This window comes from Tessaracoccus rhinocerotis (assembly GCF_007197885.1).
GTDB classification, from domain to species: domain Bacteria; phylum Actinomycetota; class Actinomycetes; order Propionibacteriales; family Propionibacteriaceae; genus Arachnia; species Arachnia rhinocerotis.
In genome coordinates this window covers 60,989-74,856 of sequence record NZ_VKKG01000004.1, presented here as the reverse complement: position 1 = coordinate 74,856, position 13,868 = coordinate 60,989, and the positions used below count along the sequence as shown (strand labels likewise).

Below are 13,868 nucleotides of genomic sequence, written 5' to 3'. Positions count from 1 at the left end.
CAGGGCCGCCGGATCGTTCCGGGTCTCGGAATCAGCGAACTCCGCCGGTGCCCACTCAGGTGCGGCCCACCCGGACGTGCAACGCCACCTCGTCCCGGCCGTCGGCCAGCCCCCGCCACGCGGATTCCGGGATCCGCACGCCCCCGGACCGGTACCGGCGCTGGACGGGTTGCGTCGCCACCTCCTTCCCCTCGGCCGTGACGCCGATGATGCCGTGCCCCGGCGCGGCCACGTCGTAGCTGACCCGGACCCGCATACCGGCCACGTTGACCACTGCCTCCAGCTCTCCGGTCGGCAGGACCGGGTCGACCACCACGCCGTCGCGGCTCGCGCGGATCCCGAGGAAACCCTCCGTGACCAGGCGCAGGAGCAGGCCCGGGCCGGAGGAGTAGACCCGCCAGCCACCCTCGAATCCGAACTCGGGGTCGAACATCGAAGCGGCGCGCTGCTCGGCGTCGACCCTGTCCCTGAACGCGGTGTCGACCGAGGAGTAGTAGCAGTTGGACTGCCGGGGACGGGCCCCGGGGACGTTGGCGGTGAGGCCGTCGGGGACCACCAGGTCCAGGGCCCGCCAGGCACGCTCGGCCAGCCCCAGTTGCAGCAGCGCCTCGATCCAGCGCAGGTGGGCGTGGGTGTACATCAGTCCGATCTCGCGACCCCAGAACGACGCCGCCTCCGCGCGCAGGAAGGTGTGGGTCTCGCCGCCGTGGTAGTCGACCGGGCGGTCGAACAGGTAGATGCCGACCGGGCCGTCGAGGTGCTCGTCGATGACGGCGACGTGGTGCGCGGCCTGCTCCGGGTCCAGTTGCTCGTCCGCGATGGCGTGGATCATCTGCAGGGACCCGTGCCGCAGCCCGGTCCGGCGGTCGCGCGGGTGAACGAGGGGTTCCACGCCGTCGGTCGTGACCACGGCGTAGCCGCACAGCTCGCCGTCCACCAGCAGCGTCTCCCGCACCGCGGCGGTGGTGCCGCGGATGATCCCTGCGAGCTGGGAGATGAGCCCAGGTTCGGCGTCTCCCAGTCCGACGAGGAGTTCTTCGAGGGCCTTGATCTCCAGGCCGGCGGTCCAGGTGGAGACCATCTGCCGCGCGAGTTCCGGGCTCGCAGGCTGGAGGGAGTCGTTCCAGTCGCCGTGGCCGTAGGCGGGCAGTCGCGGGTCCGCGCTGCGGGCGCCGAGGATGTGCTCCACGGCGGCAGCGACGTGGGCGCGAACCGGTGTGGGGGCCAAGAGTTGGTCCTGGCCCACCCACCCGACCTCCTCGTCGAGGATGGTGAGGTCCCCGGTCAGTTGCAGGTACTCCCCCAGCGCCAGCAGCGGCCAGTAGACGACGTCGCCGTGGCTCTCCCGGTGCCCCGGGGTGCGGTGGGAGGTGAGGTAGTCGAACCATTGCGGCCAGTCGCCGTCGTCCTGCTGGCCCGCGAACACCTCCAGCAGAACGTCGCGCATCACGTCGAGCCTGCCCGTGGCCACCAGCAGGCCGACAGGGCCCTGGCAGACGTCGCGGGTTCCCCACGCCCCGCCCGTGAACTGCTCCAGCCCCCGCGGCGCGAGGTAGTGGACGAAGGCATTGTGCTCGAGCCACGGCAGCAGCGCGGCGAGGCGTTGCGCGGTCGCGTCACCGCCGATCAGTCCAGGGGCATGCCCTTCGAGGCTCGCTGGCGCTCGCACCTCAGGGCGACTGGCACCGAACGCCGGCTCCCGCACACCAGCACCAGTCTCCCTGAGGTGCGAGCTTGCGAGCCTCGAGGGGGGCCGTGCCAGCGGGACTGTCCGGACGAGGTTGTCCACGTCCGGGACCACCTCCGCTCGCCAGTCACCGTCGCGAGGGACGCCGTCGGAGAAGAGGGGGCCGGAATCGGCGCCCGCGCCATGCTCGCCGGTGGTGGAGATGAGCAGGTCGATCGGCTCGCCGGTGACCGCAACCTCCAGCGTCAGTGCATCCGGTGCGAGGGACGTGGTGACGCGGATCGTGCGGTCCTCGAGGCGGTACCACCAGGTGGCCGTGGTCTGGTCGACCGACCATGCACTGGGCTGGCCGAGGAGGTGCCAGGTCGCTGGGCGCGCTGGTCGACCACCGGAGGGGGCGGAGGCTGAGCGGCGGATGAAGAGGCGGACGCCGTCGGCCTGGGTCAGGCCGAGGTAGCTGCGGCGAACGGACAGGATCGGGTCGGCCGAAGCGTGGCCGGACGTGAGCTGGGAGGCGAAGTTGCCGTTCATCCAGACGGTCACGGCGACGGTGTGGTCCTGCGGGAACGGGCCCTCCGACGTCCGGATGATGTGGCCGTGGGGCCGCAGCACGGCCGCCTCCTTCGCGGCCGATACGACGTGCGACTCACCCGCCCAGAAGGACCAGACCCGTCCGTCCGGGCCTCGCTCGACCCCTGACGCCTCGCCCAGCAGGGAGAGGAGTTCGTCCTCCGGCAACGGTTCGCCGTGCGCGTACGAGACCGGGCTGAACACGGTCGACACGGCCTCGGGCTGTGGCTCACCGACGTCGGGCTCGGGGGTCTCCCAGCCGTCGCGGAGGAGGTCGCGGATGCGCATTGCGTCCGCGTCGGAGGAGGCGGACGGGTGGTCCGCCTCGACGACGGCCCGGAACTCCACGACCCCCTCCTCCCCCGGCGCCAGCAGCCAGGGCTCGGTCTGGAGACCGGCGAGGGTGTGCTCGTGCTGGAGTCGCTGCGACGGGAGGTCGCGGGTGAGGTCCAGTCCGGTTCCGGGGACGGCCGGGCGCAACTGGAGGGCGTCGGTGCACCAACCCACCACGGGTCGGGTGGCGCCGAGAGCGAGCCACGGGTTGGCCGGGCCGGGCATGTTCTGGCGGACGGCGAGCAGTAGGTCCGCGCCGTCGCGGATGGGCGTCAGGTCCAGGTACTGGGACACGTAGAACTCGTTGCGTCGCAGCGCGTCCCATTCCGTGAGCGCTGGGTCGACCGTCCAGACCGCGTCCAGCTCCACGGGGTGGTCGCCGGTGTTGGTGACGTGCAGTTCCCAGCCGAAGCGGCCGCCGCCGTCAGGTTGCAGCCACCGCAGCCGCCAGCAGATGTCGCGGATGTTGCCGTGGAGGGTGGGTCTCGACACGCGCGCTCGTCCCTCGCGCGCTACTCGACCAGCGGTGGTGGGCCCGACCGAACCCGGTGGTCGACCAACAGTGGAGGGCTCCCCCGAACCCGGTGGTCGACCAACAGTGGAGGGCTCCCCCGAACCCGGTGGTCGACCAGCGGCGGATGGTCCGTCCGAACCCGGTGGTCGACCAACGGTGGAGGGCTCCCCCGAACCCGGTGGTCGAGTAGGGCGCCCCGCGCCCGTGTCGAGACCCTCCGCGACCCCAGAAGTGGTCTCGACACGCACCTCCTCGCCCCTCGTCGGCGCTACTCGACCAGCGGTGGTGGGCTCCGGGGCGGGACGGGCGGGGCCCGTCAGGGGGACGGCCTCGTGGCCGTGGGGCGAGCGGAGGCGCAGCCAGACCTGGTGCGGGCCGGCCTCGAGTTCGGAGGCCGGGTACTGCAGCAGGCTGAGGTCGCCGGCGAACAGGCGGGCCAGGGCACCGGCGGACGTGAACTCGGCACGGATGGGCAGTGGGGACACTTCGATCACCTCACGGGCTGGATGCGGACACGGTGGCCGGCGGGGAACAGCGGGTCGGCGTCGCCGGCCACGTCCTCGCGGGCGGCACGCACTGCGGCCATGGACTTGGGGAACGACACCGGCAGACACCCCTCGGGCGGCACCTCACCGGTCACCGCCAACAGCCAGGCGCCGTCGCTGACGCCGAAGGAGACGGTCAGCGCGCGGGCCACGTCGAGCAGTGGGGTGAGCACCGCCGGCCGGTCGGCGCGGACGTCCACCAGCAGCGGGCACGGCAGCCGGGCCAGCCGGTGGCGCAGACCGGGCGGGAAGTCGAGGCTGCCCTGGCGGAACCAGGCCTCGAGGAACAGGTCGTCCCTCGGCTCGAACGGGGCGTGCAGCCGCACCAGCCCGACGTCGGCGTCCTCCGGGCGCTGCACCAACTGCAGCCCGGCCCCGACGGCGTCCTCGGCCACCCCGTCGAGCCACACCCGTGTGCCGGCCGCCAGAGGGAGCAGGCCGTCGTCGGCGCACACGACCACGGAGCGGGCCTGCGTCGTGACCCCGAGCTCCACCGCCTCGGGTGTGCCCACCGCGTCCGGCGCAGCGTCGACGTCGACGAACGGGGCGTCGAACAGGCCCAGCTCGAACTTGACGCGCAGCAGCCGGCGCGCGGACTCCTCGAGGCGTTCTCGCCCGACGCGGCCGTCGGCGAGCAGCGCCAGCAGGAGTTCGTCGCACTCCTCCCCGCCGAACTGGTCGACACCGGCGTCGAGCAGCTTCAGCATCCGCTCCTCCGGGCCGAGGTGCTCGACGCCCCAGGCGCGGGCGGGCAGCACCTGCTCACCGACGAGGTTGTCGTTGACGAGTTCCCAGTCGCTGAGGACGACCCCGTCGTAGCCGAGGCGCTCCCGCAGCAGACCGGTCAGGATCTGCCGGTTGTAGCCGAAGCCCACCTCCTCCACGGGTTCGCCGTCGAGGACCAGCCCGACGGGTCGGCCGTAGTAGGGCATGATCGCGGCGGTGCCGGCGGCGATCGCGGCCTCGAAGGGGTGCAGGTGCTCGTCGAACCGGCCACCGGGGTAGACCTGGTCGCGGCCGTAGGGGAAGTGCGCGTCCTCGCCGTCGGCCTGCGGCCCGGCGCCGGGGAAGTGCTTCGTGGTGGCGCTGACCGAGTGCGGGCCGAGCCGGTCGCCCTGCAGCCCTTGGAGGGCGGCCACTGTCAGCCGGGCGGCCAGGTCGTGGTCCTGCCCGAACGTCTCGCGCTGGCGGCCCCAGCGGGGCTCGGTGGCGAGGTCGGCCGTCGGGTGCAGTGCCGCGCGGATGCCGACGGCGACGTACTCGCGGCGCACCACGTCGGCGAAGGTGCGCACCAGGTCCTCGTCGCCGAGCGCGGCGAGCCCGAGGGCGTCGGGCCACTGGGAGAAGAACCCCGAGGACCAGCTCGTGCCTGCGTTCTCGGCGGCGGCGTGGCGGGGGTCGGTGGAGATCGTCACGGGAATGGAGTGGGGCGTCTCGCAGGCGAGGTCCTGCAGGCGGTTGGCCCAGGTCGCCGCCTGGCGGACGTCGACGAGCGCGTGCACGTTGAAGTGGTTCATCCGCTTGCCGACGACGACGTCTCGCGTGGCGGACTTGGAGATCCGGCCCGGCCCGGCGAGGAGTTCCCCGCCGGGTCCGGCCTCGATCACCGTGTGGAACATCAGGCCTGCCAGCTCCTCGGCCGAGAGCCTCGGCAGCAGGTCCTCGACGCGCTCTGCCACCGGGCGGCGGGGGTCCTCGAAGGGGTCGAGGCGGCCGTTGTGGTTGAGGTCGCGGAACCCCACGCCGTCGGAGTGGAGGAACTGGGTGCGGGTCATCTCAGGCGCCGACGTTGAACTCCTCGAGGGCGAGCACCGGCCTGAGCGCGCCGGCCACGTCGCGGCTCGCGAAGTACCGGCGCAGTCGGGAGTCGAGCATGACGTTGCCGAGCGAGCCCATGATCATGGACTGGTCCAGCGACAGGTGCCGACGCGCCACCTGGCCACTGCGGACGGCGATGGCGTCGTAGAAGCCCCCGGGGCCGTAGGAGTCGAAGTCGGCCTGCAGCGCCGCCAGGTTCGCGGTGGCCTCCTCCTGCTCGTACATCATCGCCAGGAACGCCGCGTGCGGGGTCACCACGCCGTCGCCGTAGCTGGTCGGCGGATCGTCCCAGCGGTAGTCGGTGTTCTCCTGGTCTGAGAAGTAGCCCGTGGGGTTGAGGCCGAGGGCGTCGACGCCGTACTCGCGGTAGCCGCCGGCCGGGTTCGAGCAGGGCGAGAAGCCCCAGTAGCCGTAGCGGGCGTCGTCGAGGCCGTGCTCGCGCTGGGCGCGGACGTGCAGCGGGTGCTGCCTGCCCCAGGACTCGGGTCCCCAGGCGGCCTCGGGCACGAAGATGTCCGGCATCAGCTCCTCGAACATGGACCCGCCCCAGCCGGGCACCACCTGGAAGCCGCGGTAGGTGTAGGCGCCCTGGTAGACGGGGACCCCCAGGTGCTCCTCCCACTCGCCGACCGGCGGCATCTCCTGCCAGTCGTACTCGGGCGGGAAGGTCCGGAACGTGGAGAAGTACGCCTTGGGCGGGATCTGGCCGCGGATGATGCCCAGGTAGGTGGCCATCCGGGCCTCGGAGATCGCCGTGTCGTAGTGGTGGTTGACGGTGTAGTAGAGGTCGGGCCCCTCGCCGATGGTGGGCGGGAGCAGTGCGACGTCGTCCCGGCCCGGGTCCTCCACGTAGAAGCCGCCGTAGATGCCGCCGCCGTCGCGGAATGCCTCGTCGTAGAAGATGTCCCAGCGCAGACCCTCGTACAGTCGGCGGGCGCGCCTGCGGTTGGACGGGTCGGCCTCCGCCACCAGGTGCAGCGCCGCCCCGAGCCAGCCCATGTCCACGCTGGAGACGAAGGGGACGACGACGTCGCCGCTGTCCGGCCACACACGCAGCACGTCTGCGGTGGCCTCGTCGTACCAGTTGAAGTACATGCCGCTGGCGTCATGGCGCTTCATCCGCTCCAGCGTCCGGAGGGTGCGGGCGATCAGGTTGCGGCAGTGGCCGGGGTTGATGATGCCGAGGTCACGGGCGACGATCGCGCTCCACAGCAGCCCGCCGATGTTGGTTGGCGAGGTGTATCCGCTGCGGCTGGCCAGGTCGCCGTCGATGTTGTCGGCCACCAGCCCGGTGTTCTGGTCGGTCATGGCCTCCAGAGAGGCCCACGTGTCGCGCGCCCAGGTGAGCAGCTGCTCGTCGTGGCGGCCGGGCCTGCCGGTGTCGGCGACCGCGGGATGGACGCCCACGACGGCGAGCGCACCGGCTCCGGCCGCTGCGCCGAGCAGACCCCTGCGGGTCAGGTTGTCGTTTCGCATTTTCGAACTCCTAGGGACTCAGGTCCGCGGTGGGGGTACCGCGGGCTCACTTGATTCCAGTGGTTGCGATGCCCTCGATGAAGTAGCGCTGGAAGAACAGGAACACCAGCAGGATGGGCAGCACGACGACGCACGCGCCGGCGAGCAGCAGCCCGTAGTCGGTCTGGTTCTGTCCCGTCGACACGAGGGCGAGCGCGACGGGCAGGGTGTAGGTGTCCTCAGTGGAGGCCACCACCAGTGGCCAGAGGAAGTTGTTCCAGGAGGACAGGAAGGTCAGGATCCCGAGTGTTGCGAGCGCGGGTCCGGCCAGGGGCAGGAACAGGCGGAAGAAGATCCCCAGCTCGCTGGCCCCGTCGAGACGGCCGGCCTCGAGCAGGTCGCGGGGCATGCCGAGGAAGAACTGCCGCATCAGGAACACGCCGAACGGGCCGGCCAGGAACGGCAGGAACAGCGCCGGCAGCGTGTTGCCCAGCCCCATGTTCACCACCAGCACGAACTGCGGGATGAACGTCACCAGGCCGGGAATCATCAGCGTCCCCAGTACTGCACCGAAGATGATCTTCTTGCCGGGGAAGTTGAGGTGCGCCAGCGCGTAGCCGAGCATCGAGCAGAAGACCAGGTTGGCGACGGTCACCACGACGGCGACCACCGTCGAGTTGAGGAAGTAGCGCCCGAAGTCCAGGCGTTGGAAGAGTCGGGCGAAGTTGTCCCACGAGGGCGCCTCCGGGAGAAACGTCGGCGGCACCTGGAGCAGTTCGCCCTGCGACTTCAGGCTGCCGAGCAACATCCAGATGAACGGCATGATCACGATCAGCAGGAGGATGGAGAGGATGACGTAGAGCACCGCCATCGAGCGTGACTGATTCATCACTTCTCCCTCGTCACTCGGAACTGGACCAGTGTCACCAGCAGGATCGCCAGAAACGTGAGGTACGCCATCGAGCCGGCCAGGCCGTAGTTGCCGAAGCCGAACTGCTGGTAGGTGTACATCGAGGCGGACAGCGTGCTGTTGAGCGGGCCGCCCTGGGTCATGACGAACGGCTCCTCGAAGAACTGCAGGTAGCCGATCGTGGTGGTCACCATGACGAACAGCACCGTCGGGCGCAGGATCGGCAGGGTGATGTACCAGAACCGCTGCCACGCGGAGGCGCCGTCGATGGAGGCCGCCTCGTGCAGGTTCCAGGGCACCGCCTGCAGGCCGGCGAGGAAGATGATCATGCCGGTGCCGAAGTTGCGCCACACCGCCATCGCGATCAGCGAGAGCAGCGACGTGCGGGTGTCACCCAACCAGTTGGGGCCGTCGATGCCCACCCAGCCGAGCACGGTGTTGACCAGGCCGGAGTCGGGCTGCAGCAGGAACCGCCACACCACGGCGACGGCAACGATGCTGGTGATCACGGGCGTGTAGAAGCCCACCCGGAAGACGCTGCGGAACTTGGTGATGCCCTTGTTGAGGGCCACCGCCGCCGCCAGCCCGCAGGCCAGCGTCAGCGGCACGCCCACCACGACGAACACGCCGGTGTTGAGCGCGGCCCGGCGGAAGACCGGGTCCCCCAGGGCCTTGGCGTAGTTCTCGAAGCCCACGAAGTTCACCTGGAACGGGGTCCTGATGTCGGTGATCCGGGTGTCGGTGAAGCTCATGAACATCGACTGCAGCACCGGCCACAACGTGAACACCGAGAACAGCACCACGAACGGCAGGGCGAGCAGGAGCCCGGCCCGGGCCTCGCTCGAGTTGCGTCTGCCGGCACGCGGGCGCTGCTCCGTGGCTGCGGGAGCGACCTCGGTGGTCATGGTCAGCCCATGCCGATCGAGGTGGCCTCCTGCTGGATGGCCGCCATGGCCTCTGCCGGGTCCAGGTCGGCCTTGGCCACCTGTTCCACCTGCGAGTCGAAAGCGTTGGCGATCTGCTCCCACGTCTGGATCGACGGGGGCGCGAACGCGGTCTCCAGCTGCGTGCCGAACTTGGAGAGCATCTCGTTGCCCGAGAGGCTCTCGTCGTCCCAGGCGGCCTGGACCGACGGGAGGTCGGTGGTCAGGCCGAACCATTCCACCTGGGTCTCCTCCTGGGTCAGGTAGTCGACGAACTTCCAAGCGGCGTCGCGGTTCTCGCTGTTCTTGAACACGGCGAGGTTGGAGCCGCCGATGAACGACGCGCTGATCTCGGCCTCCGGCATGGGCATCACGTCGTACTTGTCGGCGAAGCCCTCACCACCCGCGGCCTCCACGGCGGCCATCATCCAGGGACCGGAGATGAACATGGGCACGGCGCCCGATGCGAAGTCGGCCTCCGTGGTGCCCTGCGTCGGGGCGGTGTTGGCGATGCCGTCGGTGAAGTAGGACTGGAAGTAGGTCAGGGCCTCGACGTTCTCCTCCGAGTCGAAGGCGAATTCGGAGCCGTCCTCGGTGGTGATGGAGCCGCCGTTGGACCACATCAGGGGGAGCACGGTCTGCCAGGACCCGGTCCCGCCGGGCTGCAGGTTGATGCCCCACTCGGCACCGTTGTCCTGGTAGGCCTTCGCCATCTCCTTCAGGCCCTCCCAGTCGGACGGCGTCTCGGTGATGCCCGCCTGCTCGGCGAGGTCGGTCCGGTAGAACACGAGGCGCGTCTCGACGTACCAAGGGACGGCGTACGAGGTCTCGTTGACCATGGTGGTCTGCTGGGCACCCTCGAAGAACTTGCCCTGGTCGATCAGGGCCGGCGTTGGATCGAGCGCGTCGAGCGCTACGAACTCACCCATCCAGGTGGTGCCCACCTGCGCCAGGTCCGGCGCGGTGCCGGCGGCGATCGACGCCGTGAACTTGTCGTGCGCCGACTCCCAGGGGACCGGGGTGACGTTGATCTCGAGGTCGGGGTTCTCGGCCATGAAGGCCTCGGCGAGCTCCGGGAGCTTCTCGCCCTCCGCGCCCATCGCCCAGACCTCCAGGCTGCCGGTGGCGGGGCCCTCGGCGATCTCGGAGGACTCGCCGCCGGCGGGCTCCTCTCCGGGGTCGGCCGTGTCGTCGCGACCACAGGCCGCGATGCTCAGCAGCGACAGTGCTGCCGTGAGTGCCACGAGGGCACGCTTCCTGGTGTTCATCGTTCTCCTCATTCCGTTCGGGGGGTGGTGGTGAGGGGGCTGCCCTTCGGGCAGCCGCAGGACTGGCGGTGGACGAGGTCTGCCGGGAGCACCGTCACGTCCTCCACCGCGTCACCGGAGAGCATCCGGTGCAGGAACTCGGCGGCCGTCGCGCCGAGTTGTGTGACGGGCTGGCGCACCGTCGTGAGGCCGGGCCGGAGGTACCGGGATACCCGGATGTCGTCCCAGCCGACCACTGCGATCCGGGCGGGGACGTCCACACCCAGTTCCTGTAGTTCGAAGACGACGGCGGCGGCCACCTCGTCGTTGCCGCAGACCAGTGCGTCGTACGGGAGGCCTTCGTCGTGGAGCTTGTGGGCCAGGCGTCGACCGGCGTCCTCGTCGAGTTCGACGTCGATGCTGGGCCGCACCTCGAGGCCGGCCTCTATGAGCGCCCGGGAGAATCCCTCGTACCGGGCGGCGATGTCGGAGCCGTCGCCGGCTGGACCGACGAAGGCGAGCCGCCGTCGGCCGTGTTCGATGAGGTGGGTTGTCAGGGCGTGCGCGGGCGCCTCGGACTCCGCGTAGATGGCGGGGTGGCCGGTGACGCGGCCGCGCGCGACGGTGACGGTGGGCCGGCCCTTGCCCACCTTGGCGATCAGGTCGTCGGAGACCACGCTGCGGGCCATGAAGGCCAGCGCGTCCACCTGGCCGGCGAGCCGACGCACGGCCGATCGGGAGTCGGCCGCCGGGTCGGCCCGCAGCAGCAGCACCGAGCAGTCCAGCTCGCTGGCCCGGGACTCGAACCCGACGGCGAGCTCGGCGTAGTAGCTGCCGCGCAGGTGCGGCAGCACCATGCCCAGGGACCGGGTGACGGAGCCCGCGAGGGCCTGGGCCGCGGCCTTGGGCACGTAGTGGAGGTCGTCGGCGGCCTGCAGCACCTTCTCCCTGGTGGAGGCGGTGATGCGGGGGTCGTCGCGGAGCGCACGCGAAACGGTCGCCGTGGAGACTCCTGCACGACGGGCCACTTCATAGATCGTTGCGAGCATTCCTGAGGTCCTCCTTGACCTGTGCAACCGCTTAACCAAACTGTAAGCCTCTCCGTCCACGTATGCAAGCGCTTGCACGAATTGGGGCCGGGCCTAGACCCCGCTTGAAGCCTCAACACCAGCGTTGTCCCTCGACACCTGCCTTGTAGGGCAGGTGTCCACGCACAGGGCAGGTGTCGACAGAACAACGCAGGTGAGCGGCGTCACGGCGGTTGCCGACGGAGGGAGTCAGTCCACCTGGTCGAAGCCGGTGATCAGTGCCCTCAACTGGTGGCGCGGTGCCCAGCCGAGGGTGGCCGCCACCCCGGCTTCGGTGCGCTCGACCCGCTCCAGCAGCACCGACGTCCCCCGGTGGAGCGGGAGGAGGAGGCGGAGCAGGACGCTGCCCTCGGGTGAGTGGGCGAGTACGGACAGGCCGTCGGCGAACCCGAGGCGCGCGGTGTCCTTGATGGGAGATGCGCCCACGGTCCGCAGCGGGCACCGCCGGTTCAAGACGGTGACGAGTCGGCGCACGAGGAGGCGATCGAGGTCTCCTCGCAACTCGGCCTCGATCCGCTTGAGGGACCGCTCGAGGTCACGGACGTCGGGATCCCAGGGGCCAGCCCGTCCCATGGGGAGAATTATCCCCCAGTCCGTGCGGCAGCGGAAGGGATTGCGCCCCTCAGGTTTCGTCGCGGCGGGCGCGGCGGACGCGGGCGACGTGGTCCGGGGAGACCTGCTGGCGCGACTTCCCCTTGCCGGCGCCGCCGTCGTCGCGCGGGGCGGGAGGGGTCTGCGTCTCGGGATCGGCCTCGTCGCGCCCGGCCCACTCGAGGAGGGTGTCGAGCCGGAAGGACTCGTCGTCGATGTGCGCGTGGAGGTCCCCGAGTTCGGCGAAGCGGGCCGGCATCGTGGCGAGGTTCAGGTCCCCCGGCTCGACGGATCCGACCTCGTCCCAGCGGATGGGTGCCGACACCGTCGCCGACGGGACACCGCGCAGGGAGTAGGCGGCGGCGATCGTGTGGTCGCGCGCGTTCTGGTTGTAGTCGACGAACACGGCCGCCGGGTCGCGGTCCTTGCGCCACCAAGCCGTCGTGACATCGGCAGGCAGGCGCCGCTCCAGCTCGCGGGCGAAGGCGAGTGCGGCGCGGCGGACGTCGTCGAACTCCCACTCGGGCGCGATCCGCACGTAGATGTGGAGGCCGCTGCCGCCGCTGGTCTTCGGGTAGCCGGTGATGCCGAGCTCGTCGAGCAGTTCGTGGGCGGCCGCCGCGACGGCGCGGACCTTGGCGAAATTGGTCTTCGGCCCGGGGTCGAGGTCGATGCGCCACTCGTCGGGGCGGTCGACGTCGTCCCTTCGGACGTTCCACGGGTGGAACTCGACGGTGCTCATCTGCACGGCCCACAGCACCTGGGCGGCCTCTGTGACGCAGAGCTCGTCGGCGGTCAGCTCGTAGCGCGGGAAGAACAGCTCGACGGTCTCGACCCAGTCGGGAGCCCCGCGCGGAATGCGCTTCTGGTGGACCTTCTCGCCCGCCAGCCCGCCCGGGAAGCGGTGCAGCATCGTAGGGCGCTCACGCAGCGCACGGACGATGCCGTCGGCGACGGCGAGGTAGTAGTTCGCCACGTCGAGCTTGGTGTGCCCCGTCTCCGGGAAGTACACCTTGTCGGGGCTGGAGAGGCGGACCGTCCGTCCGCCCACCTCGAGTTCGAGAGCCGGCTTCTTCGCACTGGGCATGGCCCCATCCTCGCACCGGCGGCGTCACTCCAGCAGGAACTGGTTGACGTTGGTCGCGTCCACCCACTCGGCGCCGGGGACGAAGCTGTTGGCCTCCACCGGGTCACCCATCACCAGCGCCGCCGCGACTTCGACGGCACGCAGGCCCAGCTCGTGGTGGCTGGTCCAGACGGTGCCGCCTGCAGCGCCGTCGAGCAGCGCGTTCAGCGTGGCGTCGGTGGTTCCGATGCCGACGACGCCGATGTCCTCGCGTCCGGCCTCCGCGAGGACCTCGCGGGTGGCGTCGGCCATCAGGTCGTTCTGGGCGACGATGAGGTCCAGCTCGGGGTCCTCCTCCAGCGCCAGCCACTCGCGCACCTGGTCCGCGGCCCGGTCGGGGCTGCCGCCGGCGGTCTCTTCCAGGACCATCTCGACGCCCGTGTTCTCCCAGAGGACCTCGTCGTAGCCCTCCTCGAACGCGTAGGAGAAGGGGCTGCGGGGCACGCCGGTCAGCACCGCGATCCGCCCCTCGCCCTCGAGCAGACTCACAACGCCGTTCATCTGGACGCGGGACAGTTCGGCCGGGTCGGGGCCGACGTAGGAGCTGGCATCACCCAGCGCGTCCGCCTGCCGGCCCACGAGGACGAACGGGACACCGTCCTCCTTTGCCTTCTTGGCCACTCCCTCGAGTCCGTTCCAGTGGAGCGGTTCGACCAGCACGGCGTCGAAGCCTCCCTCGATTGCGGACGCCACGAGGTCCGGCAGCCGGTCCTCGTCGCCCTCCGCGTCGAAAGAGGCGATCTCCACGCCCAGTGCTTCAGCCCGTTCGATGGCGGCGTTCAGGAGCTGCACCGAGCCCGCGGCCGAGGCGTCCACCAGCATCAGCGCGAACCGCGAACCCTCGGGTCCCTGGGTGGACGGCGAGTCCGACGGGGATGCGGACTCCGTCGGGGACGCGGACTCCGATGGCGAGTTCGACCCCGCGGTGGGCGACGAAGGCGATGGCGTCGGGGCCGACGTGGGGGTGCACGCGACCAGTAAGGACCCCACGACCGCCAGGACGCCGATGATGAGCTTGCGCATGTACTCGATTGTTCCACTCCCCCGGGCCGGGCCCCAGC

10 protein-coding genes are annotated in these 13,868 nt (G+C 70.6%); all 10 read right to left on the bottom strand.

What is annotated here, in order from left to right; genetic code table 11:
* Nucleotides 1-55 precede the first annotated feature (55 nt).
* The 10 genes from FOJ82_RS10390 to FOJ82_RS10345 all read right to left on the bottom strand — a co-directional run bounded on the left by FOJ82_RS10390 (nucleotide 56) and on the right by FOJ82_RS10345 (nucleotide 13,830).
* On the bottom strand, nucleotides 56-3,082 hold the full coding sequence (locus FOJ82_RS10390) for a cellobiose phosphorylase (RefSeq protein WP_143938426.1): 3,027 nt from the start codon (nucleotides 3,080-3,082) through the stop codon (nucleotides 56-58).
* Nucleotides 3,083-3,594: 512 nt separating this feature from the next.
* Nucleotides 3,595-5,424, bottom strand: a complete 1,830-nt coding sequence (locus FOJ82_RS10385) for a glycoside hydrolase family 3 protein (protein ID WP_143938425.1) — start codon at nucleotides 5,422-5,424, stop codon at nucleotides 3,595-3,597.
* A 1-nt stretch (nucleotide 5,425) separates the two neighbouring features.
* Nucleotides 5,426-6,943, bottom strand: coding sequence for a glucoamylase family protein (locus FOJ82_RS10380; RefSeq protein ID WP_143938424.1), 1,518 nt, complete (start codon nucleotides 6,941-6,943; stop codon nucleotides 5,426-5,428).
* 46 nt (nucleotides 6,944-6,989) lie between these two features.
* Nucleotides 6,990-7,811, bottom strand: coding sequence for a carbohydrate ABC transporter permease (locus FOJ82_RS10375; protein ID WP_143938423.1), 822 nt, complete (start codon nucleotides 7,809-7,811; stop codon nucleotides 6,990-6,992).
* The gene (locus FOJ82_RS10370; protein WP_143938422.1) at nucleotides 7,811-8,737 is read right to left on the bottom strand and encodes a carbohydrate ABC transporter permease; all 927 of its coding nucleotides are present in this window, start codon (nucleotides 8,735-8,737) and stop codon (nucleotides 7,811-7,813) included. Before FOJ82_RS10370 ends, FOJ82_RS10375 begins: the two co-directional genes overlap by 1 nt.
* Before the next feature lie 2 nt (nucleotides 8,738-8,739).
* Nucleotides 8,740-10,023, bottom strand: a complete 1,284-nt coding sequence (locus tag FOJ82_RS10365) for a sugar ABC transporter substrate-binding protein (protein WP_143938421.1) — start codon at nucleotides 10,021-10,023, stop codon at nucleotides 8,740-8,742.
* Between the two features lie 8 nt (nucleotides 10,024-10,031).
* Nucleotides 10,032-11,051 carry a LacI family DNA-binding transcriptional regulator gene (locus FOJ82_RS10360; RefSeq protein WP_143938420.1) on the bottom strand — a complete coding sequence of 340 codons (1,020 nt, stop codon included), beginning with the start codon at nucleotides 11,049-11,051 and terminating at the stop codon, nucleotides 10,032-10,034.
* Nucleotides 11,052-11,279: 228 nt separating this feature from the next.
* Complete coding sequence (locus FOJ82_RS10355; protein ID WP_143938419.1) at nucleotides 11,280-11,663, bottom strand: hypothetical protein; 384 nt, start codon at nucleotides 11,661-11,663, stop codon at nucleotides 11,280-11,282.
* Nucleotides 11,664-11,712: 49 nt separating this feature from the next.
* Nucleotides 11,713-12,768 carry a non-homologous end-joining DNA ligase gene (gene ligD / locus FOJ82_RS10350; RefSeq protein ID WP_143938418.1) on the bottom strand — a complete coding sequence of 352 codons (1,056 nt, stop codon included), beginning with the start codon at nucleotides 12,766-12,768 and terminating at the stop codon, nucleotides 11,713-11,715.
* A 24-nt stretch (nucleotides 12,769-12,792) separates the two neighbouring features.
* Nucleotides 12,793-13,830 (bottom strand): sugar ABC transporter substrate-binding protein, encoded by a 1,038-nt coding sequence (locus tag FOJ82_RS10345; protein WP_143938417.1) that lies wholly within the window; start codon nucleotides 13,828-13,830, stop codon nucleotides 12,793-12,795.
* Nucleotides 13,831-13,868: the final 38 nt, after the last annotated feature.